The 26,018-nt window shown below is 73.1% G+C and carries 24 protein-coding genes; 7 read left to right on the forward strand and 17 right to left on the reverse strand.

Annotated elements, in window-relative coordinates; genetic code table 11:
* Window positions 1-205: 205 nt before the first annotated feature.
* On the forward strand, window positions 206-688 hold the full coding sequence (locus AQJ30_RS33805; RefSeq protein WP_067241479.1) for a nuclear transport factor 2 family protein: 483 nt from the start codon (window positions 206-208) through the stop codon (window positions 686-688).
* 73 nt (window positions 689-761) lie between these two features.
* On the opposite strand, the gene AQJ30_RS33810 is transcribed toward AQJ30_RS33805, so the two are convergent.
* The 5 genes from AQJ30_RS33810 to AQJ30_RS33830 form a co-directional block, all read right to left on the reverse strand.
* The gene (locus AQJ30_RS33810) at window positions 762-2,045 is read right to left on the reverse strand and encodes a CE1 family esterase (RefSeq protein ID WP_067241481.1); all 1,284 of its coding nucleotides are present in this window, start codon (window positions 2,043-2,045) and stop codon (window positions 762-764) included.
* 26 nt (window positions 2,046-2,071) lie between these two features.
* On the reverse strand, window positions 2,072-3,457 hold the full coding sequence (locus AQJ30_RS33815; RefSeq protein WP_067241550.1) for a glycoside hydrolase family 43 protein: 1,386 nt from the start codon (window positions 3,455-3,457) through the stop codon (window positions 2,072-2,074).
* Complete coding sequence (locus AQJ30_RS33820) at window positions 3,454-5,100, reverse strand: glycoside hydrolase family 27 protein (protein ID WP_067241483.1); 1,647 nt, start codon at window positions 5,098-5,100, stop codon at window positions 3,454-3,456. The genes AQJ30_RS33815 and AQJ30_RS33820 overlap by 4 nt, the downstream gene beginning before the upstream one ends.
* A 153-nt stretch (window positions 5,101-5,253) precedes the next feature.
* Complete coding sequence (locus AQJ30_RS33825; RefSeq protein ID WP_067241484.1) at window positions 5,254-5,850, reverse strand: NADPH-dependent F420 reductase; 597 nt, start codon at window positions 5,848-5,850, stop codon at window positions 5,254-5,256.
* Window positions 5,851-5,890: 40 nt separating this feature from the next.
* Window positions 5,891-6,709, reverse strand: coding sequence for an inositol monophosphatase family protein (locus tag AQJ30_RS33830; RefSeq protein ID WP_067241485.1), 819 nt, complete (start codon window positions 6,707-6,709; stop codon window positions 5,891-5,893).
* A 137-nt stretch (window positions 6,710-6,846) separates the two neighbouring features.
* Between AQJ30_RS33830 and AQJ30_RS33835 the strand changes: the two genes are divergently transcribed.
* Together AQJ30_RS33835 and AQJ30_RS33840 are read left to right on the forward strand one after the other, a co-directional pair.
* Window positions 6,847-7,752, forward strand: a complete 906-nt coding sequence (locus AQJ30_RS33835; protein WP_067241487.1) for a LysR family transcriptional regulator — start codon at window positions 6,847-6,849, stop codon at window positions 7,750-7,752.
* 104 nt (window positions 7,753-7,856) lie between these two features.
* Entirely contained in the window at window positions 7,857-8,702 is an 846-nt protein-coding gene (locus tag AQJ30_RS33840; protein ID WP_067241489.1) for an RNA polymerase sigma factor SigF, read from the forward strand.
* 63 nt (window positions 8,703-8,765) lie between these two features.
* Here AQJ30_RS33840 and AQJ30_RS33845 read toward each other — a convergent pair whose 3' ends face one another.
* The 9 genes from AQJ30_RS33845 to AQJ30_RS33885 all read right to left on the reverse strand — a co-directional run bounded on the left by AQJ30_RS33845 (window position 8,766) and on the right by AQJ30_RS33885 (window position 17,636).
* Window positions 8,766-9,302, reverse strand: coding sequence for a DUF3291 domain-containing protein (locus tag AQJ30_RS33845; RefSeq protein ID WP_067241490.1), 537 nt, complete (start codon window positions 9,300-9,302; stop codon window positions 8,766-8,768).
* 190 nt (window positions 9,303-9,492) lie between these two features.
* Entirely contained in the window at window positions 9,493-11,025 is a 1,533-nt protein-coding gene (locus AQJ30_RS37540; RefSeq protein WP_245727251.1) for an alkaline phosphatase family protein, read from the reverse strand.
* A gap of 52 nt (window positions 11,026-11,077) precedes the next feature.
* Window positions 11,078-12,130: a 2-aminoethylphosphonate ABC transporter substrate-binding protein gene (locus tag AQJ30_RS33855; RefSeq protein WP_067241493.1), complete on the reverse strand. Its 1,053-nt coding sequence runs from the start codon at window positions 12,128-12,130 to the stop codon at window positions 11,078-11,080.
* A 56-nt stretch (window positions 12,131-12,186) separates the two neighbouring features.
* On the reverse strand, window positions 12,187-12,984 hold the full coding sequence (locus AQJ30_RS33860) for an ABC transporter permease (protein ID WP_211279154.1): 798 nt from the start codon (window positions 12,982-12,984) through the stop codon (window positions 12,187-12,189).
* Entirely contained in the window at window positions 12,971-13,849 is an 879-nt protein-coding gene (locus AQJ30_RS33865; protein WP_067241497.1) for a 2-aminoethylphosphonate ABC transporter permease subunit, read from the reverse strand. Before AQJ30_RS33865 ends, AQJ30_RS33860 begins: the two co-directional genes overlap by 14 nt.
* Complete coding sequence (locus tag AQJ30_RS33870) at window positions 13,842-14,888, reverse strand: ABC transporter ATP-binding protein (RefSeq protein WP_067241498.1); 1,047 nt, start codon at window positions 14,886-14,888, stop codon at window positions 13,842-13,844. Before AQJ30_RS33870 ends, AQJ30_RS33865 begins: the two co-directional genes overlap by 8 nt.
* Window positions 14,888-15,610: a phosphonatase-like hydrolase gene (locus AQJ30_RS33875; protein WP_067241555.1), complete on the reverse strand. Its 723-nt coding sequence runs from the start codon at window positions 15,608-15,610 to the stop codon at window positions 14,888-14,890. Before AQJ30_RS33875 ends, AQJ30_RS33870 begins: the two co-directional genes overlap by 1 nt.
* A gap of 5 nt (window positions 15,611-15,615) precedes the next feature.
* Entirely contained in the window at window positions 15,616-16,740 is a 1,125-nt protein-coding gene (locus AQJ30_RS33880) for a TIGR03364 family FAD-dependent oxidoreductase (RefSeq protein WP_067241557.1), read from the reverse strand.
* A gap of 140 nt (window positions 16,741-16,880) precedes the next feature.
* Entirely contained in the window at window positions 16,881-17,636 is a 756-nt protein-coding gene (locus tag AQJ30_RS33885) for a GntR family transcriptional regulator (protein WP_067241499.1), read from the reverse strand.
* A gap of 284 nt (window positions 17,637-17,920) precedes the next feature.
* Here AQJ30_RS33885 and AQJ30_RS33890 point away from each other — a divergent pair, with 284 nt between their 5' ends.
* Together AQJ30_RS33890 and AQJ30_RS33895 are read left to right on the forward strand one after the other, a co-directional pair.
* Window positions 17,921-18,211, forward strand: a complete 291-nt coding sequence (locus AQJ30_RS33890) for a hypothetical protein (protein WP_067241500.1) — start codon at window positions 17,921-17,923, stop codon at window positions 18,209-18,211.
* A 208-nt stretch (window positions 18,212-18,419) separates the two neighbouring features.
* Window positions 18,420-18,878 carry an SPW repeat protein gene (locus tag AQJ30_RS33895; protein WP_067241501.1) on the forward strand — a complete coding sequence of 153 codons (459 nt, stop codon included), beginning with the start codon at window positions 18,420-18,422 and terminating at the stop codon, window positions 18,876-18,878.
* A gap of 100 nt (window positions 18,879-18,978) precedes the next feature.
* Here AQJ30_RS33895 and AQJ30_RS33900 read toward each other — a convergent pair whose 3' ends face one another.
* From AQJ30_RS33900 to AQJ30_RS39895, 3 genes are all read right to left on the reverse strand, one after another.
* A complete protein-coding gene (locus AQJ30_RS33900) occupies window positions 18,979-19,440 on the reverse strand; it encodes a hypothetical protein (protein ID WP_067241502.1) in 462 nt (153 codons plus the stop codon).
* Window positions 19,441-19,445: 5 nt separating this feature from the next.
* Window positions 19,446-22,004: a molybdopterin oxidoreductase family protein gene (locus AQJ30_RS33905; RefSeq protein ID WP_067241504.1), complete on the reverse strand. Its 2,559-nt coding sequence runs from the start codon at window positions 22,002-22,004 to the stop codon at window positions 19,446-19,448.
* Window positions 22,005-22,099: 95 nt separating this feature from the next.
* The gene (locus AQJ30_RS39895) at window positions 22,100-22,882 is read right to left on the reverse strand and encodes an Orn/Lys/Arg family decarboxylase (RefSeq protein WP_079084482.1); all 783 of its coding nucleotides are present in this window, start codon (window positions 22,880-22,882) and stop codon (window positions 22,100-22,102) included.
* 131 nt (window positions 22,883-23,013) lie between these two features.
* Between AQJ30_RS39895 and AQJ30_RS33915 the strand changes: the two genes are divergently transcribed.
* A complete protein-coding gene (locus AQJ30_RS33915) occupies window positions 23,014-25,464 on the forward strand; it encodes an ATP-binding SpoIIE family protein phosphatase (protein WP_159052418.1) in 2,451 nt (816 codons plus the stop codon).
* Window positions 25,465-25,539: 75 nt separating this feature from the next.
* The gene (locus tag AQJ30_RS33920) at window positions 25,540-25,971 is read left to right on the forward strand and encodes an STAS domain-containing protein (protein WP_079084483.1); all 432 of its coding nucleotides are present in this window, start codon (window positions 25,540-25,542) and stop codon (window positions 25,969-25,971) included.
* Window positions 25,972-26,018 lie beyond the last annotated feature (47 nt).

A 26,018-nucleotide genomic window follows, 5' to 3' on the forward strand; every position in this document is an offset into this window, starting at 1 on the left:
CGCGGGACAGCAGGCTACCTGAGCACAGCCGCCGGGACAGGCCGGCCACCGACGTAGAGGGGGTGCGGGGCGACCAGGCAAGAGCCGTCCTGGAGCGGGGCGTTGGTGGCGCGACAAGCTGGCGGCACAGTGCCCCCGCCGGGGCGCGGAACCGTGACCCGGCCAGGGGGCAAGTGCCCGGCAACCGAGAAGGGACCCGCCCGACATGACCGACGGCATTCCCGCCGATGCCCACGACCGCCTCCTCGCCCGTCTCGGCGAGCTGGAGGACCAGCAGGCGCTGCGCACCCTGATGCTCCGGGCGTGGCGGGCGCTCGACCTCAAGGACTGGGACGCCTGGATCAGTTGCTGGTCCGAGGACGCGGTGTTCGAGTTCGAGCCGTGGGGCACCCTGCGTGGCCGGGAGGCCGTCCTGGAGCGCGTGCGGGAGGCCGAGACCGGCTATCCCGCGATGCAGCACCACATCCTCAACATGTACTTCGAGGTGACGGGCGACCGGGCCCGCGGGTACGGCTACATGTGGTTCCTCGCCGTCCAGCACGCCGAACGGCCCGACGACCACTTCGCCATGGGCGGCCCGTACCTCTGGGGTTACCGGCGCGGCGCCGACGGCTGGCGCCTCACCGAACAGCGGCTCGGGGTGAGCTGGACCCGGGGCCAGGACGAGTCGATGGTGCCGCAGCGCTGACGCCCGCCCGTGGGAGGGGCGGGGAGCGCGGCGTTGCGTGCCGTGTACTCCCCGCCCCGTCCGGTACCGATGGTCAAGTGACCGTGCACACCGTGCCGTTCAGGGTGAACGACGTGGGGGCCGAGGTGTTGCCCGTGTGCGTCGCCTGGAAGCCGATGCCGACGGACGCGCCGGGGGCCAGGAGCGCGTTGTGGGGGGCGTTGCGGGCCGTGACCCGGCCGGAGGCGGGTGTGTAGGTGGCGTTCCAGCCGGAGGTGATGGTCTGGCCGCCGGGGAGGTCGAAGACCAGGGACCAGCCGTCGACGGGGGTGGTGCCGGTGTTGGTGACGGTGATGTTCGAGGTCAGGCCGGTGTTCCAGGCGCTGACGGTGTCGGAGACCCGGCAGGTCGACGTCTGCGGCGGCGGGTCGGAGGTCTGGAACTGCGTGAAGAACGTCCACACCACCTGCGGCACCCAGGTCCTGCCGCTGTCGCCCGGGGCCCCGTCCTGCGGGGCGGCGATGTGCCCCTCGTCGAACGCGGCCCAGGCGACCGGGTGCCCCGCGGAGCAGCCCGCGTAGGAGGTGACCCGGTGGGTCAGGCTGCCCTGCGCCGGTTCCGGCGGGTTCTGGGGGGTGCAGCCGTTGTTCCTGACGAACCTGTCGCGCATCGCCCGTCCGCCGGAGATCGCGAGGACGTTGTCCCGCAGGCCGTGCACCCCGAGGTAGGCGATGGGCTGGGTGCCGCCGCTGCAGCCGCTGAGCTCGCCGCCGCTCTGGACGGCGACCGCGCGGAACACGGTCGCCCGGGAACAGGCGAGCGCGTACGACATGGCGGCGCCGTAGCTGAAGCCCAGGGCGAAGCGCTGGGTGGTGTCGACGCACAGGTCGGCCTCGATGCGCCGGAGCAGGTCGTCGACGAAGGTGACGTCCTCGCCGCCGGTGTTGGCCCAGCCGTTGTCGAGGCCCTGGGGGGCCACGAAGATCGTGCTGTTGCCGGCCAGCCGCTGGAGGCCGTAGTAGGCCCAGGTGCCGGTCTCCACGGTGCGGCCGGTGGCGACGTCGGTGGAGGTGCCGCCCCACCAGTGGAACCCGAGGACCAGCCGGTGGGCGTGGTCGCGGTCGTAACCGTCCGGGATCCGCAGGATGAAGGTGCGGTTCTTGCCGCCGCTCTGGATGGTCTGCGTGCCGCTCGTGAGCGTGGGGGCCTTGCCGCACCCGGAACTGGCGGCCGCTGCGGAGGCGGGCGCCGCCGCGGTGCGGGCGGCGGCCGTGGGCGGGGCGTCGGGCCGGCCTTGGCCGAGTGCCGTGCCGCCCATGCCCAGGACGACCAGCACCGCGACCAGGGCGGGCCACAAGAGGCGTTGGGGCCTTCTCATCGCGCTTCCCTTCGGGGGGTGGGGGGTCAGGTGACGGCGCGGGTGAACCGCCACCAGTCGATGTTGAGCAGGTAGCCGCTGCCGCCGGTGAACCGCAGGTACAGGTCCTGGGTCCCGGTCGCCCCGCTGACCGGGCAGGTCACGGTCGTCCAGTTCTGCCAGCCGCCGGTGCCCGGCACGGTGCAGCGGCCCACGAGCGTCCCGGTCGGGGAGCCCAGGCGCAGTTCCACGGTGCCGCCGGCGCTGCCCGAGGCCACGCGCGCGGTGAAGGAGGAGGCGCCCGCGCCGAAGGCGACGCCCTTGACCTTGAGGTGGTCACCGTTGTCGATCCAGCCGACGTCCCGGCCGCCCTCGCTCGCCGGTTCGGTCTCGATCCCGGACTCCCAGGCGATCGTCTCGGCCTCCTGGCGGACGTACGGGTCGAGCGTGCCGACCTGGGGGGCGCCGCTGTTCGTCATGGTGATGAGCGGGAGCGTGCCGTCGGCGTTGTAGGAGAACCTCTCCACCGCCACCGAGCGGGTGAAGCCGCCGCCGCCCGGCAGGGCGCCGTTGTGGTAGAAGAAGTACGAACCGCCCTTGAAGTCGACGACTCCGGGGTGGTTGGTGAAGCTGCTGCCCTGGGTGGGCATGACGGTGCCGCGGTAGGTCCAGGGGCCGGTCGGTCCGGGTGCCGTGGAGTAGGCGATGAACTCCGAGCAGCACTTGGCCGCGAACACCAGGTAGTAGAGGCCGTTGCGCTTGTAGACCCAGGGGCCTTCCTCGTACAGCGTGGGGCGGGCGGTGTCGCCGGTGCGGGTGCCGAACCCCGCGGTGGTGAGCGGGATCCGGTTGACGCCGCCGGAGTAGGAGGTCATGTCGGTGTTCAGGCGGACGTACGACAGGTTCGGGTTGCCCCAGTACAGGTAGGCCTGCCCGTCGTCGTCGACGAAGACCGTCGGGTCGATCTCGCCGTTCTCCACGAGCGGGTGGCCGAGGGCGTCACGGAACGGGCCGGTGGGGCTGTCCGAGACGGCCACGCCGATGGCCATCCGGCCGGTGGCGCGGTTCTTCACCGGCACGTACCAGTAGAACCGGCCGCCGCGCTGCACGGCCTGTCCGGCCCAGGCGTCGGCGGACGCCCAGCTGAAGGTGGCCAGGCTCAACGGGGAGCCGTGGTCGGTCCAGTTGACCATGTCGGCGGACGACCACACCCGCCAGTCCTTCATGGTGAAGTAGGTGGAGCCGTCCTCGTCGTGCCCTGTGTAGAGGTAGACCCGTCCGTCGTGGACCAGCGGGGCGGGGTCGGCGGTGTAGACGTGCTGCACGACCGGGTTGTCCGCCCGCGCGGCGGTGGGATGCAGTGCGGCGGGCACGACGGCGAACGCCAGCAGCAGGCCGGCGGCCGAGGCGACCGCGCGGCGCGCGCGCCTCACGGCCGGGTCCACTTCTGGCTCGCCTGGCCGGTGCAGGACCACAGGACCAGCCGGGTGCCGTTCGCGGTGCCGGCGCCGTCGGCGTCGAGGCACAGGCCGGCGTGGACGTTGCGCACCGATCCGTCGGAGCCGAGGGTCCACTTCTGGTTGTCCTGGCCGTTGCAGGGCCAGGTGATGACGCGGGTGCCGTTGGTGGTCCCCTGGTCGTAGGCGTCCAGGCACTTGTCGCCGAAGACGCGGATCTCGCCACCGGCCCAGGTGGTCCACAGCTGGTTGGCGGCCGTGTGGCAGTCCCAGAGCAGGACGGTGGCCCCGGCCGCGGTGGAGGCCTTGTCCACGTCCGCGCAGCGGCCGGACGCGGTGCCGCGCAGCCGTGCCGTGGTGGCGGCCAGCGGACTGCCGCCGCTCATCCGGAACGCGGCCACGCCGTGGGCGGGCACGCTCGCCGAGACCTGCCCGGACGTGCTCGACGTGGCGCCGGACCACAGGTCGGTGAGGGTGAAGGGCCCGCCGGACAGGCCGACCTGGGCGGCCGTGGCGGTGACCGTGGCGGCACTCCCCCCGCGGTTGAACAGGCCGACCGCTACCGAGCCGTCGGACAGCGGCTTGGCGAACACCTCGGTGTTGCCGTCGTCGCGCACCCTGCGCCCGCCCGCCCCGAGGGAGTCCTGGTCCACCGCCAGCAGGCGCGGGTTGCGCAGGACCGCGCTGACGTCGGCGGACATGGTGCGGATGTCGTTGCCGGCCATGAGCGGGGCGCCCAGCAGCGCCCACAGGGCGAAGTGGGAGCGGGACTCGGTGAGCGACAGGCCGGGGCGGCCGACGACCAGCATGTCCGGGTCGTTCCAGTGTCCGGGGCCCGACTGGGCGGCCAGGGGGGCGGTGACGTCCAGGACGTTGCCGACGCCCATGGGGTAGCTGTTGGTGTTGCCGTTCTGCCAGATGTCGAGCAGGTCCTCGGTCGTCCGCCACAGGTCGGCGACCTCGCCCCAGTTGTAGTCGGCGCCGGTGATGGCGTGGAAGCTGTTGGGGTTGATGCTGTAGACGATGGGCCGGCCGGTGGCGCGCAGGGCGTCGCGCATCAGCGTGAACCGCGCGACCTGTTCGTCACGGGTGCCGCTGGAGGAACACCAGTCGTACTTCAGGTAGTCGACGCCCCAGGAGGCGAACGTGGCCGCGTCCTGCGCCTCGTGGCCCCTGCTGCCCGTCGAGCCGGGGTAGGCGCCGCTGGTCTGCGCGCAGGTGCGGTCGCCGGGCACCTGGTAGATGCCGAACTTCAGGCCCTTGCCGTGGATGTAGTCGCCGAGCGCCTTCATGCCGCTCGGGAACTTGGTCGTGTTGGCCCGCAGGGCGCCGGACGCGTCGCGCTGCGGGTCGAACCAGCAGTCGTCGACCACCACGTACCGGTAGCCGGCGTCCCGCATCCCCGAGGACACCATCGCGTCGGCGGCCGCCCGCACCTGCGCCTCGGTGACCCCGCAGCCGAAGCTGTTCCAGCTGTTCCAGCCGAGCGGCGGGGTGAGGGCCGGGCTGCCGGGGGCAGCGGAGGCGGTGGAGTGGACGGCGGCCGTGAGGGACGCGGTGACCGTCAGCGCGGCGGTCGCCAGGAGGTGGAGGAGTCGTCTGCCTGTTCGTCGGTGCACCGGGGCTCCTAGGGCTGCTCGAAAGTTTCGTTCGTGATACCGAACACTGTTCGCGTTGCCGGGCCCCACGGATGATTGGGGAGGAGGATGAACATGTCAACACTGAGATCCGGGCACGTTCGAGAACGCGTGGCGGGGACTCGCCTCTGCCGCTCAGCGGGCGATCGAGATAGCGAACGGCGTGAAGCCGCTCGCCCGGATCACGTGCGGCACGAACAGGATCGCGGCCTCCGTGGCGCGCGCGGTCCGGATGCCGCCCAGGTCGGTGATCCACTCGGTCCGCCAGCCCAGGTCGACGAGCAGGCCACGGACGGTCTCCTTGGCCTGCGGGTCGTCGCCGGACAGGAAGGCGTCGGGCGCGTCGGTGAGCGTGGCCGGCGCGGTCATCACCGGGAACAGCATGGTGTTGAGCGTCTTCACCACGGCCGTGTCGGGCAGCGCCTCCTGCAGGTGCTCCGCCAGGCTCGAGCCCGGGTAGACGAGGTCGGCGGGCAGGCCGTCCGGTCCGTCCACGGTCGCGTTGGAGACGTCGACGAGGATCTTGCCGCGCAGCTCCTCGCGCAGCGTGGTGAGCCGGTCCAGCGAGTCGGCGCCCGGGGTGGCGTTGATGACGATCCGCGCGGTGCGGGCCGCCTCCGCGGCGGCGCCCGGGGTGCGGTCGGCCACCCGCACCTCGTGGCCCGCCCGGGTGAGGGCGGCGGCGAGGGTGCCGCCGACGCGGCCGTTTCCGAGTACGGCGATGTCGGTCATGGTGATGGGTCCTTCCGAGGGTGCGGGTCGTGGTGCGGGGTCAGCGGGAGAGGGTGGCGACGGCCTGGGTGTGGACGCGGGGCGCGGCGGCCAGGAAGCCCTCGCTCTGCGGGGTCCAGGGGCGGCCCTCGGCGTCGGAGACCCGTCCGCCGGCCTCCGTGACGAGCAGCGCCCCGGGCAGCAGGTCGGCGCGGGCGCCGGCGAACTGCCAGAAGGCGTCGATCCGTCCGGCGGCGACGTTCACCAGGTGCAGGGTCGCGGGCACGGCGGTGCGGACGACGAGTGCGTCGTGGAGCATCGCGGTGATCGAGGAGCCGACGCGCCGTACGACGTCCTCGTCCTCGTCCGGGCGGGCCTGGCTGGTGGCCACGATGGCCAGGCCCAGGTCCGCGGTCGGGGCGACGCGCAGTGGGCGGCCGTCGAGGTGGGCGCCGGCGCCGCTCACCGCCGTGTAGGTCTCGCCGGTCAGCGGCAGGTGGACCGCGGTGAGGACCGGCTGGTTGTCCCGCACGAGGGTGGCGGTCACCGCCCATTCCGGCAGGCCGTGCAGGTGGTTGACGTTGCCCTCGGCCGGGTCCACGACCCACCACTCGCCGGGCGGGAGCGCCCCGCCGTCCAGCTCGTCCTCCACCCAGCGGGCGTCCGGGCGCAGCCGGGTGAGGCGGGGGCGCAGGATGTCCAGGGCCGTGTCGTCGTTGACGGCGAGCGCGCGCATCAGCTCCTCGCGGGTCCCGTAGCGGACGACCTCGCCGAAGCGCTCGCGCAGTGCCGTGCCGGCCTCCTGTACGGCGGTCACCGTCCCGTCGAGCAGGGCGGTGTCCCCGGCGGCGACATCAGGGGTCTGCAGTGTTCCGGGCATGGTGAACTCCCGCTCGTGTAGGGGGTGGTGTGGCCGTTCCGGCCGTTCCGGGCGCTCCGTCCGGCGCCTCGTGAACGACGCTACCGAGCCCGGTGATTGACTTCAAATGCATGTCAGGCACGCCTAGGATGACTCCCGTGCAACTGGACCTGAACCTGCTGGCCGCGCTCGACGCACTCCTGGAGGAGGGCAGCGTGGCGGGAGCGGCCGCACGGCTGCACGTCACCGCGCCGGCCATGAGCCGCAGCCTGGGCCGCATCCGGCGCACCACCGGGGACCAGATCCTGGTGCGCACCGGCCGCACGATGACGCCGACGCCGTACGCGCTCGCCGTCCGCGAGCAGGTGCACGAGCTGCTGCAACAGGTCCAGGGCGTGCTGGCGCCGAGCCGCGAGCTGGACCTGGCGACGCTGGAGCGCACCTTCACGCTGCGCTGGCACGACTCCCTGGTCGCCCTGAGCGGCCCCGCCCTGCTCGCGGCGGTCCGGGAACGGGCGCCGGGCGTACGCCTGCGCTTCGTCGCGGAGTCGAGCGTCGACTCCCCGGAGTTGCGGCGCGGCGAGGTGGACCTGGAGGCGAACGCCAACCAGCCGGGGGCCCGGGACGTGCGCGCCGAGAAGATCGGGGCGTCCCCCCTGGTCGTCGTCGTGCGGCAGGGGCACCCCCTCACCCGTGGCTCGACCGTCACCGCGGAGGAGTACGCCGCCGCGGAGCACGTCACCGTCTCGCGACGGGGCAGCGTCGGCAACGCCCTCGACGAGGCCCTGGCCCGCCTCGGCCTGACCCGGCGCGTGGTGGCGACCGTGCCCACGCAGGCCGCCGCGCTGGACTTCGTGCGCGGCTCCGACCTCCTGATCAGCGTCCCCGAGGCGACGGCGCGCTCCGCGGCCGCGGACCTGGGGCTGGCGGTGCTCCCCCTGCCGCTGGACCTCCCCCTGGCCCCGGTGTACTTGTCGTGGCACCAGCGCTACGACACCGACCAGGCGCACCGGTGGCTGCGGGGACTGGCGCGGAAGGCGCTGGCCCTGGGCGGGAGCTCCTAGCCGGAATCGGAATTCGAGTTCAGGGGAATGGGATGCGTAGGACGGGGTAAGCGCGCTTCGTCGGCCCGTGAGGGTCGGCACCGCGACACAGGGAGGGACGCATCATGGTGGCACTGACGGCAGCCAAGACCGACACGGAGATATCCGCACTGCCGGAGGTCACGGACCCGTCCCGTCTCGCGCCGAAGGACGCGCGGGAGCTGTCGCGCCTGTTCTTCGACCAGCTCGCGGTGCTGGAGGAGGGTACGCCCGAGTTTGCGTACGCCCGCAACACGCTGATCGAGATGAACATGTCCCTCGTCCGCTACGCGGCCGGCCGCTTCCGCAGCCGTGGCCCGGAGGAGATGGAGGACATCGTCCAGGTCGGCATGATCGGCCTGATCAAGGCGATCGACCGGTTCGAGCTGACCCGCGAGGTCGAGTTCACCTCCTTCGCCATCCCCTACATCGTCGGTGAGATCAAGCGGTTCTTCCGTGACACCACCTGGGCCGTGCACGTGCCCCGGCGCCTCCAGGAGGCCCGCGTCCAGCTGGCCCGCGCCACCGAGGAACTCCGCAGCCGCCTCGGCCGCACCCCGACGGTCAAGGAACTGTCGGAGCTGATGAGCCTGCCCGAGGACGAAGTGCGCGAGGCGCGCCTGGCCGCCAACGGCTACAACTCCTCGTCCCTGGACGCCACGATCAACAACAGCGAGGACGGCGAGGCCGCGCTCCAGGACTTCATCGGCACCGAGGACGCGGCGCTGCAGCTCGTGGAGGACTTCCACTCGCTGGCCCCGCTGATCGCCGACCTGGACGAGCGCGACCGCCAGATCATCCACATGCGGTTCGTGGAGGAGCTGACCCAGGCCCAGATCGGCGAGCGCCTCGGCGTCTCGCAGATGCACGTCTCCCGCCTGCTGTCCCGCACCCTGACCCGTCTGCGGGCCGGTCTGCTCACCAACGACTGACGGCCGCGTCGTCCCCCTGGCCCACGAGCACGACGGGCGCCCGCTCCGGCAGGCGCCCGTTTCTCATGTCGCCGCGCTGCTCGGTGCCCCCTCGGGGGTGAAGGGCCGCTGGAGGGTGAAGGCGTGGGGCGCGGTGCCGTGGGTGTGCAGGTGCTCCAGCCGGCGGACCCCGTCCTCCCAGGTGGGTACCGTGCCGTCGGTGACCCACCAGCACGCGTGCGTCGGGTGTCCGGTCCGCTCGAACCAGTCGCGGCGCCGGGCGAGCGCCACGCGGTGGTGGCCGGTGTAGACCCCGTCGACGGCGGACCCCGGGTCGGTCCAGAGCGACAGGGTCGCGGCCAGCGCGGCGGTCTCCGGGGTGCGGCCCCGGTCGTACCAGGCCGGTACCACGAACTCCCCCCACGGGCCCCAGTCGAGGTCGAAGAGGGTGGTGCCGGCCCGCCCGGGGTCCGCCGGTTCGGCGCGGGCGAGGTACCCCGGGTGCCGGGCGATCTGCGGGTAGACGTCCGCCCCGCTGGCGTGGAACGCGCGCACCAGCGGAGCGGGGTCGGTGAGGGGGGCCTTCAGGACACCGAAGGTGTACAGGGCGAGGTGGGCCATGCGTCTCCCGGGTCGGGGCGGCGGGGAGCCGGCGCTCCCGGCTCGGCCCGGCGGACGCCCCCCACAGGGTGGGGCGCCGCCGGACGTCAGGGGACGATAGCCGTCCGCGCCGACCCTGTCGACGTTGCGTTTTCCCTGCTCATGTGGCTTCCGGGAAGCCAGCGGGAGCTGGCTGGGGGGGCGCGGCCGGTCAGGTCTGGGTGAGGCGGACCTGGTCGACCACCCAGTACCAGTTGTTGCCGCCGGTGTAGCGGAAGCGGATCCGGGCGGTGCGGGCGCCGGCCGGGACCTGGAGGGTGAGGGTCTCGGTGCGGGAGGGGACGTCGGCGGTGTAGGTCCGCACGGTCAGGGGCGTGCCGTCGTCGTAGGCGACCAGGACCTCGCCCTTCTGCGGGGCCTCGTGGCGGTAGTAGGTGGTGTAGGTGAGGGTGGCGGCGCTGCCGCCGGTGACCGTCCAGGCGGGGCTGACGAGGGTGGAGTCGAAGGTGCCGGTGAAGGCCTTGTCCTGCCACTCGTCGCCGTCGGCCACGGCGAAGACGCCCCGGGCGCGGACGTTGGACTCGCGGGACTGGTCGCGCTGGGCCTGGGTCCAGAACTCGTCGGTGGTGAAGGTCCAGCCGCGCCACTCGGTGACGCCGCCGGTGCCCATCGCGGAGTTGTCGACGGTCCACCCGGTGGGCGGGGTGTGGGTGTAGCCGAGGACGGCGGCCGGGATGCCGGTCTCGTCGGTGCGGGCGGTGAGCTTCGGGCGCAGGGCGTCGAAGTCGTCGGGTGAGGGCTGCTGGACGGGGCGGCCGTCCAGGTCCCAGGCCGGGTCGAGGGGGATGCCGAGGTGGGCGAGGGCGGAGGCGGCGACGTCCGGCATCTTCACGTCGTACCGGACGGAACCGGGGGTGAGCGTGGGGCCGGTGGCGATGAGGAAGGTGGAGCGTTCGGCGAGGGTGGAGCCGCCGTGGCCGCCGGCGTCGGTGTGGCCGTGGTCGGCGGTGACCATGATCAGCCAGTCCTCGGCGGCGTAGGTGGGACGGGCCTGCACCGCGGCGACCATGCGGCCGACCTGGGCGTCGGCGGTGTGGATGGCGTCGGTGTACTGGGTACTGGCGGCGCCGTAGGTGTGCCCGGCGTGGTCGATGTTGTCGAGCTGGACGAAGACCGCGGCCGGGTCGCCGTCGGTGAGCCGGGCGACGGCCCGGGAGGTGGTGCCGGTGTCGTACTCGGCGCTCGGGGTGGAGATCCGGGTGTCGACCTTCGGGGAGAAGACGGTGTCGGTGAGGGGGGCCCAGGAGGAGATCGCGCAGGTGGTGAGGGCCGGCTTCGCGCTCCCGACGCGGGTGAGGAAGTCGGGGTACCGGGCGAACCGGTGGCCGGTGAAGGCGTTGTCCTTCACGTTGTGCTTGTCGGGCCAGACGCCGGTGATGAGGGTGGACCAGCCGGGGCCGGACATGGTCGGCGCGAGCGGGTCGGCGTAGATGCTGCTCGGTGCGGTGAGGCCGGCTGCCATCAGCGCGTCGAGGTGGGGCGCGTCGGCGTCCTTGATGCGGGTGAGCAGGGCGCCGTCGAGGCCGATGACCAGGACCTTCGGGGTCCTGGCGGCGGCCCGGGCGAGGCCGGCGAGGGGGCCGGCGGTGGCCGTGAGGGCGGCGGCGGACAACAGGAGGGAGCGGCGGGACATGCGGTGCGACACGTGGTCCTCCGGGAGGGACGGGTGAGGGCGTGCGGGCATGGCACCGCTCCCTGATGGTGCTGGGGGGCGGTGCGGGGGGGGTGAAGCGCGGTCAGCTGCCGGTGGCTTCCTTCCAGGCGTCGACGTACGAGGTCAGGTTCTTCTCGACGTCGGTCCAGTCGGGTGTGAAGACCTCGACGCCGTCCATCAGGCGGGCCAGGGCGCGGGCGTTGTCGTCGGTGGCCCGGACGTCCTGGCGGGCCGTGAAGCCGCCGCCGATCGCGCTGACCTGTTCCTGGGCCCTGCGGTCCAGCAGGAAGTCGAGGAGTCTGCGGCCGTTCGCGCTGTGCGGGGCCCTGGTGACCAGACCGGCGGCGTACGGCAGGGCGAAGGTGGTGGGCCTGCCGCCCTCGGGTGCCGGGAACCAGATGCCGAGGTTCGGCATCGTCTTGGACTGGGCGAAGTTCATCTGGACGTCGCCGTTGGCGACGAGGAGTTCGCCCTTGTCCACCTTGGGGGCGAGCTTGCCGGTGGAGGCGGACGGGCCCACGTTGTTGGACTGGAGCTTCTTCAGGTACTCCATGGCGGGCTGCTCGCCGCCGAAGTCGTGCACGGCCTTGACGACGACGGCGGTGCCGTCGCCGGCGACGCCCGGGGTGGAGTACTGGAGCTTGTCGTCGTACCGGTCGTCGAGGAGTTCCTGCCAGGTGGTGGGCGCCTGCTTCAGCTCCTTCTTGTTGTAGACGAACCCGAAGTAGTTGTTCACGACGGCGGTCCAGGTGCCGTCCGCCGCCTTGTCGGCGGCGCCGACCTGGTCGGAGCCCTCGGGGGTGTACTTCTGCAGCAGGCCCTTGGCGTCGGCCTGCTGGATGAACGGCGGGAGGGTGACGAGGACGTCGGCCTGCGGGTTGTTCTTCTCGCGGACCGCGCGCTGCACCATCTCGCCGGAACCTCCCTCGACGTACTCGACCTTGATCCCGGTCTCCTTGCGGAAGTCCGCGAAGACCTGGTCGTACCAGCCGTCGCCGTTCTCGCCCTTGAGGCCGTCGGCGCTGTAGACGGTGACGACCTTCTCGTCGGCGGCGGCGGAGTTGCCGCCGCAGGCGGTGAGCGGCAGGGCGAGCAGGCAGAGGGCGGTGACCGGGAGGAGGGGCTTTCTGGGCATGGCGAGGTGAACTCCTTGCGGGGAACGGGGTGGTGGGGTGGGCCGGGCAGGTGTGCTCAGCGATACGAGGCCTTGGTGCGGATGCGCGACACGGCGAGCAGGACGAGCAGGGTGGCCGTCATCAGGACCACGGCGACCGCCGAGCCGGTGAACAGGGCGCCCCGGTCGGTGGCGGCGTACACGAGGACCGGCAGCGGGGTCCAGTCGGGCGGGTAGAGCATCATCGTGGCGCTCAACTCGCCCATGGACAGGGCGAAGCAGAGGCCGGCGGCGGCGGTCAGGGACGGCAGCAGCAGCGGGAGTTGCACCGTCCACAGCACGCGGGCGGGACGCGCGCCGAGGGAGGCGGCGGCCTGTGCGTACGCCGGGTCCAGGCGGGCGGCCGCGGCGGCGACGGACTGGTGGGCGAAGGCGGTGACCAGGACGGTGTGGGCGGCGATGACGATCCAGCGGGTGCCGTTGAGGAGGAACGGCGGCTGGGAGAAGGCGACCAGGGTGGCGAGGCCGACGACCACCGAGGGCACCGCGACGGGCAGGACGAACAGCGCGTCCAGCACCCTGCGGTACCGGCGCTTCAGGGCCGCGGCCGCGAGCGCGGCCCAGGTGCCGGCGGCCAGCGCGAGCACGCTGGCGGTCGACGCCGTGACTAGGCTGGTGGTGAGGGCCTGGAGGGCCTCGCCGTGGGTCGCGGCACGGTAGTGGGCGCCGGTGGGGCCGGACGGCAGGACGCCGGACCAGTGGGTGGCGAAGGAGGCGGCGAGGACGACGAGGAGGGGCAGGGCGAACAGGGGCAGGAAGAGGACGAGGAAGACGGCCCACACGGCCCGTCTGGCCCGGCGGCTATGCACCAGCACGGCGGCTCACCACCCGGTACAGGCCGTACAGGCCCACGCTGATCAGGACGTTGACGACGGCGACCACGCAGGCTCCGGGGTAGTCGGACTCCAGGATGGCCTTGCCGTAGACGAGCATCGGCAGCGTGGTGACGTCCTTGGCACCGGTGAACAGGACGATGCCGAACTCGTTCAGGCAGAGGACCAGGACCAGGCTGCCGCCGGCCGCGAGGGCGGGCAGCGCCTCGGGCAGGATGACCCGCCGCACGATCATCGGGGCGCGGGCGCCCAGCGAACCGGCCACCTCGACCTGGGCGGTGTCGAGTTGCGAGAAGGCGGCGAGCAGCGGGCGCATCACGAACGGCGTGAAGTAGGTGATCTCCGCGAGCAGGACGCCCCAGGGCGTGGTGAGGAACCGGAAGGGCCCCTCGGCGGCGCCCGTCAGGTCCGTCCACAGTCCGTTGGCCAGGCCGGCCGTGCCGTAGACGAACACCAGGGCCAGCGTGATCAGGAAGGACGGGAAGGAGAGGAAGACGTCGACGAACCGGGAGACGGCGCGGGCGCCGGGGAACGGCACGAACGCGATCACCAGCGCGAGCGCGAACCCGAGGACCAGACACCCGGCGGTCGACGCCAGCGCCAGCCACACCGTCGTCCACAGCGCCTCGCGGAACGCTCCCGACGCGAGGACGTCGGCGTACGGCTGGAGGGAGGTGCCCCCGGTGTCGGGATGGACCGACTGCCGGACGACGAGGGCGAGGGGGTAGAGGAAGACGACCGCGAGCAGGGCCGTGGGCGGCAGCGCCCAGAGCAGTGCTGTGCTGGGGCGCGGGAGGCCGCGCGGTCTCCCGCGGCGGGGCCGTACCGCGGCGACCGCCTCACTCATCCCCCACCCCCGCGGGCAGCAGTACGGCGTCCTCCGGCGCGAAGTGCAGGGTCACGGCGTCCCCGAGACCCGGTGGTTCGCGCAGTTCGCGCACGTCGGCCATCACCTGGTGGCCGCCCACGTCGACGTACAGCCGGTGGGTGGCGCCGCGCCACTGGATCTCCGCGAGGGTGCCGGTGAGCCGGTTGGGGCCGTCGCCGACGCCGACCAGGTGCGGCCGGACGCACAGGGTGGCCCGCGCGCCGGCGGCCGCGGCGGTGGTGTCCAGCTCGACGTGGGTCCCGGCGAACCGGGCGCCCTTGCCGTCGACCGTGACCGGCAGCAGGTTGGCCCCGCCCACGAACGACGCGGTGAACGCGTCGGCCGGCGCCCGGTACAGCTCCCGCGGTGTCCCGCACGCCTGGAGGCGGGCCCGGTCCATCACCGCGATGCGGTCGGCGAGGGTGAGGGCCTCCACCTGGTCGTGGGTGACGTACAGCATGGTGACGTCGGGCAGTTCGCGGTGCAGCCGGGCGAGTTCGGTGAGCATCCCGGAGCGCAGCCGGGCGTCCAGCGCGGAGAGCGGTTCGTCGAGGAGGAGGACGTCCGGGCGGACGGCCAGTGCGCGGGCGATGGCGACGCGCTGCTGCTGGCCGCCGGACAGCTCGCGCGGGTGGCGGCGGGCGTGGGCGGCCATGCCGGTCAGGTCCAGGGCCTCGGCGACCCGGGTGCGGATCTCCGCCCGGGGGACCCTGCGGGCCTTCAGGCCGAAGGCGACGTTGTCCTCGACCCGCAGGTGCGGGAAGAGGGCGTAGCTCTGCACGACCATGCCGATCCCGCGCCGGTGCGGGGGCAGGTCGGTGACGTCGCGGTCGCCGAGGAAGACCCGCCCGGAGGCGGGCCGCACGAACCCGGCGACCGCCCGCAGCGCGGTGGTCTTGCCGGATCCGGACGGCCCGAGCAGCGCCATGACCTCGCCCGGGGCGACGGTGAGGTCGAGGGCGTCCAGGACGACGGTCCCGTCGTAGGCGACGGTGACGCCGTCGAAGCGGATGCCCATCAGTCCGCTCCCCGCAGCAGGGCCGGCAGGTCGGCGACCGAGTCCAGGACGTGATCGGCGCCGGCCGCGCGCAGCGTCCGCGCGTCGTGCGCCCCGGTGCGGACGCCGGCCACCAGGCCGGCGCCGGCCCGCAGGCCGCTGAGCACGTCGTAGGAGGTGTCGCCGACGACGGCCACCTGGGCCGTGGCGTCCGCGGCCTTGGTGCGCAGGAACGCCTCCAGCACCATGTCCGGGTACGGCCTCCCGCGTCCGCCCGCGTCCGCGGGGCACAGGGTGACGGGCACCAGGTCGCGCCAGCCGAGGGCGTCCAGGAGGGCGTCCTGCGTCACGCGGGCGAAGCCGGTGGTCAGGACGACGGTCCGGCCGTCGGCAACGAGTTCCTCGACGGCCTCGCGGGCGCCCGGGACGGGGGCGACCAGGCCGTCGGCGACGAGGGCGCCGTACGCCTCCTCGAAGGCGGTGTTGGCGCGGTGGGCGCGCTCCTCGTCGCCGAACAGGTGCCGGAAGACGGAGATCTTGGACTCGCCCATGGTGGCGCGGACGTGGGCGAGCTTCTCGGCGTGGTCGGGGCTGCCGGGCTCGACACCCAGTGCGCGGGCGGCGCTGTCGAAGGCGCGCTCGACCAGGCCGCCGTCGGCGACGGTGGTACCGGCCATGTCGAGCACGACGAGGCGGATGTCGGGGGCGGGGGCGGGGCGGATGCCGGGGGCGGGGGTCGTCATGGTGGTCACCAACCCAGTTCGTTCGCGGTGGTCTCGGCTATGGCGGGTGAGCAGGTCATGCCGCGCCCGCCGGGCCCGGTGACGAGCCAGACGCCCTCGCGCACCCGCTGCCGGTGCACCACGCGGGTGGTGTCGGTGCACTGCGCGTACACGCCCGCCCAGCGGCGGCGGATCGCGGGCAGCGGGCGGCCCAGGAGGGACTCGACGACGCCGGTGAGGTGCTCGTAGGGCTCCTCGACGGTGTCGAAGGCGAAGGGGTGCTCGTACTCGTGGGTGTCGCCGATGGTCAGGCCGCCGTCGGCGCGCTGCACCATCAGCAGCTGCATGCGGTGGTCCGCGGCCGTGGCGGGCTGCGGCCGGCGGGCGTTCAGCTCGTCCAGGGCGGCCGAAGCGTACGCCGGGTAGTAGCGGAAGCTGTCGGCGTCGGCCACCGAGGTGGTCAGCGCCTCGCCGAGCGGGGCGGTCTGCATCATCTGCAGGCGCACCCTGCGCACCGGCAGGTCGGGGCCGGCGAGTTCGCGGACCAGGCCGCCGAGCCAGGCGCCGGTGCACAGGACCACGGCGTCGCCGGTGTGCGTGTCGCCGTGGTCGTCGCGCACGGCGTGCTCACCGACCACGTCCCGCACCTCGCGGCCGGGCAGGAAGGTGTAGCGCGGGGACTTCGACAGCTCGGCCCGCAGGGCGAGTTGCGCGGTGCGCGGCTCGACGGCCGCGTCCCGCTCGCAGTACAGGGCGGCGTCGAACTCCCCCCGCAGCGCCGGGTTCACGGCCCGGGCCTCGGCGGGGGTGAGCAGCTTGTACCCCCGGGCGGCGGCGTCCGGGCGGGCGACCGCGGCCTCGGCGACGGCCACTTCCAGGTCGCCGCGGACAGGGGTCAGCGAGCCGTTGGGGCGGAAGCCCAGGGCGGGGAGCCGGGCGCCGATCTCCTCCCACAGCTCCCGCGCGCGCAGCGCGGTGTCCAGTTCCTCGCCGCCCGCGCGGCCGCTCACCCAGATCTGGCCGAAGTTGCGCAGCGAGGCGCCGCGAGCCTCCGTCTCGCGCTCGATCTGTACGACCTCGTGGCCGCGGTTCATTGCGTGCCAGGCGTGCATGGTGCCCACCACGCCGGCTCCGACGACTATCACTCTCACGTCCGTCACACTCTTCGTCCTCGGGGAACCGGAGGAATCCGGTCTTCAACGAGAGCGTGAACTGGCCATCACTTTTGGGCTAGACCCGTTATCTTTTCGTGATCATACGGGTCTCGCGGAAGGTGCCGAATCGGTACTTATCAGCCGTCGAGGCGCACGGTGAACGAGAAGCGGTCACCCCGGTACAGCGTCCGCACCCGCTCCAGCGGGCGGCCCCCCGTGTCCCGCGAGACGCGGTGGATGAGCAGCATCGGCAGGGCCGGCGGGGTCCCGACGAGCAGGGCCTCGCGCGGGGTGGCGAGCACGGTCTCGATGCGTTCGTCGGCGGAGCCGAAGCCGATCCCCTGCCGGGCCAGGTAGGCGTAGAACGACGAGTCCGGGTCGAACTCCGCGTCCAGGCGCGGCACTCGGTCCACCGCGACGTACGTGCTCTCCAGGCCGACCCGCTCGTCGTCGGCGAGCAGCACGCGCTCCAGGTGCCAGACGGGCTCGCCGCGCCCGAGGCCCGTCTCGGCGGCCAGCGCCTCGGGGCAGGGGAAGCGGTCGAGGGTGACGAGGGTACGGCCGGGGGTACGGCCCTGGCGGCGCACCCCCTCGGTGTAGCTGGCCAGGGACAGCGGCTGCTCCAGCTTGGGGCCGGCGACCACCGTGCCCCGGCCCCGTCGGCGCAGCTTGCCCTCGAGGACCAGCTCGCGCAGGGCCTGGCGCACGGTCTCGCGGGCCACCTCGTAGCGCTCGGACAGGTCGCGCTCGGTCGGGATCGGTGTTCCTTCGCCCAGCTCGTCCACGAGTCGGTCGATGCGCGCCTTCACCGCGTAGTACTTGGGCACGCGGCCGTGCTCCGGGATGCCGGAGCGGACGGGCGCTCCGGGGGCCTGGTCGTTCGGGTAGTCCACACCCGGGATGGTCGCAGACCCGGCGGGCGCCCTCGGTACCGCGTCCCGTGCGCGGGTCGCGGGCGGCTCGGGGGCGGCTCGGGGCGGTCTGTGGAAGTCGGAGCGGTCCGCGGACGGTTTGAGCGGTCCGCGGAGGGTCGGAGCAGGAGGCGGGCGGGCGCCGTCGGCCCGTTTGGGCGGCCCCCGGCGCGGGACTCGGGGTGACGTCCGAGGCGGCGGCGTGCGCGCGGCACCCCTCGCGGCGACCGTGAGCGCATCAGCCCCACGACACCAGGGCGGTCTTCATGTCCGAGGGCACCGACACGGCCGACCAGGAAGAGCAGCGCGACGACCACGGAGCGGACTACGCCCGGGCCCGGGACCCCGAGGAGCCCGGCGCGCACTCGGGCGCGGAGAGCCAGGCCCAGGACCGGACCGTACCGGGCACGGCGAGCAGCAAGGAGGGGTACCAGCCGGACCACGGCACGACGGCGGGCCGCCCGCTCGAGGGCGTCGAGGTGCCGGAGGGCACCGCCGGCGCAGCCGCCGAGGCGCCGGACGGCGAGGACGACGGCGGGTCGGCGGACCGCGGTTGATCCGCCCCGGCGCCGGACGCCTTCCCGCCCCCGGTAAAAAACCCGTTGCAGTCCACGCATCGATGTGTAAAGGCCGCATAAGGAGTTACCCGGGCCAGCGAGGACACCAAACGGCTTGGGGCCGCGGCGAGGGGTGAGCAGCTCACCGCCACCGCGGGCCGGAGAGAAAGAAGCAACAGCCATGTCCACTTCCGCTTCACGGCCTTCCATGGAGACCCATCCGGACATCATCGACATGCGTCAGCGCCACGAGGTGGCCGAGCGCGCGACCAGCACGCCGCAGGGACAGGCCGTCGGGACACTGGCCTTCCTCACCGGCATCTACCTGGCGGCTTCTCCGTGGATCGCCGGGTTCAACGGTCTGTCACGGCTCGCCGTCACCAACCTGCTCGTGGGGCTGGCCTACGCGCTGCTCATGAGCGGAGGGTTCGGCCGGGCCTACGAGCGCACCCACAGCATGGCGTGGGGCGCCTGCGCCCTGGGCCTGTGGACGATCGTCGCGCCGTGGGTGGTGGCGGGCGACGTCAGCACCACCAGGACCGTCGTCAACAACGTCATCACCGGGGCGATCGCCGCCCTGCTGGCCATGGCCGCCAGTGCCGCGACCCGCGCAGCGGAGTCCGGCAAGGCACCCGCCGGCATGGGGGCGGGCTTCCCGCAGCACTGACCGTCATCACGTGTGAGGGCCGGCCGGACACTGTCCGGCCGGCCCTCACACGTGTGCCCTGTGGCCCGGCTCCGAGGCCCGCCCGCCTCCGGGGCCGCTGTCAGCGCGCCGACGCGATCAGCGCCTGGGGGGCGGCCTGCTTGATCCGGGTGTCGAGCCACTTCAGCTGGCGCTGGGTGTCGGTCTTGCAGCTCTCCACGACGTCCAGCAGCCCGTGGTCACGCGTTCCCTGCGCGGCCTGGCCGAGGACGGTCCAGGTGATGTCGACGAAGGAGGCCAGCGTGTACAGGTCCTGCAGGTCGCGCAGCAGGCCGACGCCGCCGGAGCGGGTGTCGGACAGCCCGTCGGCGTGCAGGCGCTCGGGCTCCTCCTCGTGCTGTTCGCCGTACCGCTCGGCCACGGGCGCGAGCCGTTCGACGTGGGCGTCGCACATCCGGGCCAGGGTGTGGCAGAGGCTGTGCACGTCCGGTTCGTCGGCGTGGCCGTCGGCGACCTGGCGGAAGGAGCCGGCGAGCGTGCGGGACGCGGTGTGCTGCAGACCGACGTAGGTGGCGAGGTGCATGGGGGTCAGTCCTTCGGGCCGGTGGCGGACGTCGTGGCCCCTCCGGAGCCGGGCTGCTCGCCCGAGTCCTCCGGCTGCCGCGCGGGTTGCGGGGGTTCGGCGGCGTACGGCTGTTCCCGTACGTCGGCCTCCGGGCCGCCGACGGTGGGCGGGACGCCCGTCGGGTCGGCGGGGGCGGACGCCGCGGTGGTGGGCGCGGGTGAGGGACCGGTGGCGTCGGCGATCTTGGTGACCTTGACCGCGGCGGTCTTGAACATCGGCTGCTTGGAGACCGGGTCCCATTCGGTGAGCGTCAGTTCGTTGGCGGCGCGGGGGGCGTCGCCGGGTGCCGCCCCGTCGGTGCCGGGCTGGTCCCAGTAGCCGTAGTGGAACGGCACGAACACCACGCCGTCCCGGCCGCGGCCGATCCGCACGGGCCCCTGCATGGCGCCCCGCCGCGACTCCACCCGTACGACGTCACCCTCCCCCACGGCCAGCCGTGCCGCGTCGCCGGCCGACAGCTCCACCCACACGCCGGGGGCCGCGCGGCGCAGCGAGCGGGAGCGGCCGGTCTTGGTGCGGGTGTGGAAGTGGTAGACGGTACGGCCGGTGGAGAGGACGAACGGGTACTCCTCCCCCGGTCCTTCCGGCGGCGGGACGTAGGCGGCCGCCTTGAGGAACGCCCGCCCGTCGGGGCGCAGGGCGCGGTACTCCTGCTCGCTGAGCGCGCCGCCGGTGAGCAGGTCGTGGCCGTAGGTCTCGCACACGTCCGGGTGGGTGGCGAACTGCGCGTCGGAGTAGAGGCGTTCGGTGCCCTCGGGGGCCTCCTCGTTCACGGGCCAGGGGATGCCGGTGCCGCCGCGGAGCTTGTCGTACGACAGGCCGGTGTAGTCCACAAGACGGCCGCGGGTGCACTCCTTCCACGCCTCGAACGCCCCCTCCGGGTCGGACCACTTGACCAGCGGGGCGCCGTCCCGGTCGCGGAAGTCCATGCGGCGGGCGTAGTCCAGCCAGATGTCCAGGTCGCTGCGGGCCTCGCCGGGCGGTTCGATCGCCTGGTCCGAGAGGTGCACGGTGCGGTCGACGTTGGTGAACGTGCCCTGCTTCTCGCCCCACAGGGCGGCCGGCAGGACGACGTCGGCGTAGCGGGCGGTCTCGGTGAGGAAGCCGTCCTGGACGACGGTGAAGAGGGAGTCCTGCTGGAGGATCCTGCGGATGCGGGGCAGGTCCGGCATGGACACCGCGGGGTTGGTGCCGGCGATCCACAGCAGTCCGATCGATCCCTGTTCGCAGTAGCGCCAGATCTGCAGGGCGTGGGTGGGCGGGGACCAGTGCGGGATGGTCAGCGGGTCGACGTTCCACAGCTCGGCCAGTTCCCGTACGTGGTCGGGGTTGTCCCAGTTGCGGAAGGCCGGGAGGTCTCCGTCGGCGCCGCACTCGCGGTTGTTCTGGGCGGTGGGCTGGCCGTTCATCTGGAGGATGCCGCAGCCGGGGCGGCCCAGCAGCCCGCGCAGCAGGTGCAGGTTGTTGACCGCGCAGGAGGCGGCGGTCGCCTGGTGGGACTGGTAGAAGCCCTGGAGGACCGTGGACAGCACCCGCTCGCTGGTGCCGAAGATCTCGGCGGCGCGGCGGATGTCGTCGGCCGGGACCCGGCAGATCTCCGCCGCGTGCTCGGGGGTGTACGGCCCGACGGTGCTCCTGAGCTCGTCGAAGCCGAGGGTGTGCGCGGCGATGTACTCCTCGTCCAGCCAGCCATGATGGATCACCTCCCGAACCAGCGCGTTCATCAGCGCCTGGTTGGTGCCCGGGAGGGGTGCCAGGTGCACCCCGCCGGTGGCCCGCGCCGCCTCAGCGACCGGGGTGGTGCGGGGGTCGACCGCGACGATCCTCGGCGGGGTGGGTCCGTGGACCCGGTCCAGGATGCGCATCCACAGGACGGTCTGGGTCTCGGCCATGTTGTGCCCGTACAGGAACACCGCGTCGGTGGCCTCGATGTCGCTGTAGCTGCCCGGCTGTCCGTCCGAGCCGAAGCTCTCCTTCATCGCGGCGGCCGCGGTCGCGGTGCACAGGCGGGTGTTGCCGTCCATGTGCGGCGTGCCCAGCCCGGCCTTCCCGATCACACCGAGGGTGTAGTACTCCTCCAGGAAGAGCTGTCCCGAGGTGTAGAAGCCGTGGCTCAGCGCTCCCGCGTCGGTGGCCAGCAACTGGCGGGAGCGCTCGACGATGCGGTCCATCGCCGTGTCCCAGTCGGTCTCGACCAGGTTCCCGCCCGCGTCGCGGACCAGGGGGCGGGTCAGGCGGTCGGTGCGGTTCCACTGCCACGAGCCGTAGAGCCCCTTGGGGCCCAGACGGCCGTGGTTGACGGTGTCCGTCGCGCGGCCGCGGACGCCGACCATGCGGCCGTCCTTGACGGCGATGTCGCAGCCGCAGCCGTTGCTGCACAGCACGCACGCCGACTGCACCCACCGGTCCACGTCCTGCTCGGTCACGGAGGAGTCGAGGTGGCTGTCGACGCGCACCGGCCAGGGCGTGTCCTTCTCGTGCGGCGTACGGGTGCCCCAGATGTCGGCGATCCGGTCGGTCAAGGGAGCCTCTTTCCCAGGTCGAGCACACGGGCTGACCACCAGTACCCGCCCGGGAGCGACCGTTATCCCCACGGGACGCAAAGACCGCTGGTGGCCTAGCGGGTGGTCACACGTAAGGTTTCGGCGGTGGGGTCGGAGGCGTCCGGGATGAGCATTCCGGCGGCGACGCCGCTGGTCAGGTAGTCGACGACCTCCCGGGTGACGACCTCGCCCGGTGCGACGACGGGGACGCCGGGCGGGTAGGGGCTGATCGTCTCCGCCGCGACGCGTCCCACGGCCCGGTCGGCCGGGACGTGCTCGGCGCTCGCGAAGAACGCGTCGCGGGGCAGCATGGCCTGTTCGAGCTGGAGCGCCCGGGGCTCCGGCAGCCGGACCGCGGGCCGCTTCTCCAGGGTGTCGGCCTGCTCGACGAGCCGCTGCAGGGACTCGACGAGGAGGTTCTCGGTCCGGTCGTCGTCGGCATGGGTGATCTGGGCGCTGATCCGGCAGGTGTCGGAGGAGCCGACGTCGACGTGGCAGTGGGCGCGGAGCCATTCGGCGGCCTGCATGCCGCTGATGCCGAGTTCCCGCACGTCGATGGTGATCTTCAACAGGTCCAGCTCCGCGGTCAGGCCCTCCTCGACCACTTCCTGGTCCATCAGCCGCAGACCGGGCAGGGCCGTGACGGCCTTGCGGACGCGTCCGGCGCGCTGGAGCGCCGCGTCCAGCAGACCGTGTCCCTGCTGGACCATGTGGCGCCGCCAGCCGTCGAGGGTGGCGTACACGAGGGAGGAGGAGCTGGTGGTGCCCAGCAGGTCCTCGCGCTGCTTGAGCACCCCGGGGGAGATCCGGTCGCCCTGGAGGTGGAAGACGGAGCTCTGCTCGATGGCGCCGCCCATCTGTTAGCACGAGGGGCGGGGCCGAAACAGCGGGTGGGTGGCGCCCGACACCGATGCGGAACCCGTCACTCAAGGGTGACGGCGGGACCACCCGGCGGGACGCCGACCGGGCGTGGACTACCGTGGCCCGCATGGTTCCACCGTCGCAGAGCGGGGCACACAGCAGGGCGCACCAGGGGACACGGTTCGACGTGTCCTCCTTCGACCTGGCCGAAGCCGCCACCACCGGCACGCACTTGCGGCAGACGGTCGCGGGCGCCGGCTCGACGCGTGCCGCGGCCCAGCGCCTCGCGGACTTCTTCCGCACCAGCCTGGTGGACGGGCAGGGGCACCGTGCGTGTGCGCAGGTGAGCGTGTTCCTGGGGGAGTTCGGCGCCGGCGGATGGGAGTTCGGCGCCGGCGACGACGGCCCTCAGACCGCCCGGGTGGGCGGGCCGGGCGCCGAGGTGGGCGCGGCGGACGCCGAGGTGGGCGGGCCGGGCGCCGCGTACGACTCCTCGTCCCTGCTGCGGCTGCTGCGGGGTTCGGGACTGTGGCCCGCCGACGACGCTTCGGCCGGCGAGATCGACGTGGTGCTGCTCCACCCGGCCGGCGGACGGACCGACCAGTCGGACGAGGCGTCCACGCCGTCCGCGCCGTCGACTTCGGAGCAGGCGGGCCGCCTCCTGGCCTTCGGCGGTCCCGTGCGCGCCGGCCAGTGGTTCGCGGTCACCCTCCTCGTCGACGAGGAACTGCCCCCCGATGTCACCGAGTTCTTCCGCCCCGTCGCCCACAGCACGCGCCTCGCCCTGCTGTCGGCCGGCGCGTCGTCCGCGGAGGACCGGCTGGAGGCGGCCGGTGCGCTGACCGCGAGCATGGAGATGCTGGTGGCGCGGCGTGCCGCGCAGCTCCAGTCGGCCGTCGCGGAACTGCGCTCCACCAGCGCGCGGTTGCGGCGCTCCGAGGACGAACTGCGGCGACGCGAGACCGAACTGCGCGAGGAGGCGGCCGTCGTCGAGCTGCTGCAGGAGGTCGGCGGCGCGCTGGCCGCCGAACTCGACCTCGACACCCTGGTCCAGCACGCCTCCGACGCCGCCACCCGCCTGGCGGGAGCCGCTTTCGGCGCCTTCTTCTACAACGTCCTCGGCGAGACCGGCGAGTCCTACCTGCTGTACGTGATCTCGGGGGTCGACCGCTCGGTGTTCGACAAGTTCCCCATGCCGCGCAACACCCAGGTGTTCGAGCCCACCTTCCGCGGACTGGGGGTGGTGCGCTCGGACGACATCACCACCGATCCGCGCTACGGGCACAACGTCCCGCACCACGGGATGCCGGAGGGGCACCTTCCGGTGCGCAGCTACCTGGCCGTGCCCGTCGTCTCCCACGGCACCGTGCTCGGCGGGTTCTTCTTCGGCCACCCGGAGCCCGGCCGGTTCACCGAGCGGCACGAGCGGCTGGTCACCGGTGTCGCCTCGCAGACCGCCGTCGCCCTGCAGAACGCACAGACGTACCGCCGGGAGCGGGAAGCGGCCATGGAGCTGCAACGGCGGCTGCTGCCGACGCTGCCGAAGGTCGACGGGATCGACACCACCTCGCGCTATCTTCCCGCGGCCCGCAGCCGGGGCGCCGGCGGCGACTGGACGGACCTCATACCGCTGCGCGACGGGGAGGTCGCCCTCGTCATCGGTGACGTCATGGGCAAGGGGGTCCGGGCTGCGGCGATCATGGGCCAGATCCGTACCGCGTGCCGGGCCTACGCCCAGCTGGGCCTCGCGCCGTCGGAGGTGCTGGAGCAGCTGAGCGTCATCGTCGACGACATCGCACCGGGATGCATCACCACCTGCGCCTACGGGGTGCTGGACCGGCACCGCTCCCGGTTGCGCCTCGCGGTGGCGGGCCACCTGCCGCCGGTGTTGCGCGACCGGGAAGGCAGCGTGAGCTTCCTGGACGAGGAGATCGGGCCGCCCCTCGGGGTGGGGCGCCGCGCCTACCCGGAGCAGGAGGTGCACCTGGCGCCGGGCGCGCGGCTGCTGCTGTACACCGACGGCTTGGTCGAGCGCCGGTCCCGCCCCATCGACGAGGGCCTGCACCAGCTGCGGAAGCTGCTGGCCGGCCCGGTCGGCGAGATCGAGGCTGACTGCGACTCGTGGCTCGACGCCCTGGCCGGCGGACAGCACGACGACGACATCGCGATGCTGTACCTGTACCGGCCCGAGGACGCCGCCCGCCGCACGCTCACCGTGTCGCGCGACTACCCCCCGGTCTCCGGTGCCGTCCCCGACGCCCGTGACCTCGTCTCGCGCACCCTGCGCGCGTGGGGGCTGGCCCACCTGGCGAACGACCTCATGCTGGTGACCGACGAGATAGTGGCCAACGCCGTGCGCCACGCCCGGACGCCCCTGCGGGTCGAGCTGCGGCGCAGCGCGGACCGGGTGGTCCTGGAGGTCACCGACAGCAGTACGCACCAGCCCCGCCTGATCGTCTCGCGGCCCGAGGAGTTCGGGCACCGGGGCATCTTCCTCGTCGACAAGATCGCGACGCGGTGGGGCACCCGCATGATCGACGGCGGCAAGGTCGTGTGGGCGGAGGTCAGCACCGCATGAGGGCCCGCCCCGAGCGGTCCCCGGCCGCAGGACACATCACACCCCGCCCCCCTCGGACCTACGGGAGCTGAGCCCATGACCGTGCCCCCCGACCGCGAGGCCGCGGAGCCCCAGGGCACCGCGCCGTCCGACGGCGCCCTCCTGCCCACCTCCACCGGTCCGACGCTCTCCCTCGTCTCGCGCCGCGGCGCGCGCCACGCCGTCGTCGTCGTGGAGGGGCCCATCGACTACCACACCACCCCGCAGCTCCTGGGGCACCTGACCACGAAGGAGATGCAGGAAGTTCCGCTGCTCGTCCTCGACCTGAGCAAGGTCGACTTCTGCGACTCCAGCGCCCTGGGGGCCTTCGTCGACCTCCATCGCCGCCGTACGGAGGCGGGGCGCGGCTTCGGACTCGCCGGGACGCAGCCGGAGGTCCACCGCATCCTGGAGCTCACCCGGCTGACCACGGTCCTGCCCCTGTACGCCACGACGGAGCAGGCGCTGGCGGAGTCGCCGGAGGCGTAGCCGCAGCCGCAGCCGCAGCCGCCAAGGTTGGTGGGCCGTCCCGATGA

Source organism: Streptomyces longwoodensis (assembly GCF_001514125.1).
Lineage (GTDB): Bacteria > Actinomycetota > Actinomycetes > Streptomycetales > Streptomycetaceae > Streptomyces > Streptomyces longwoodensis.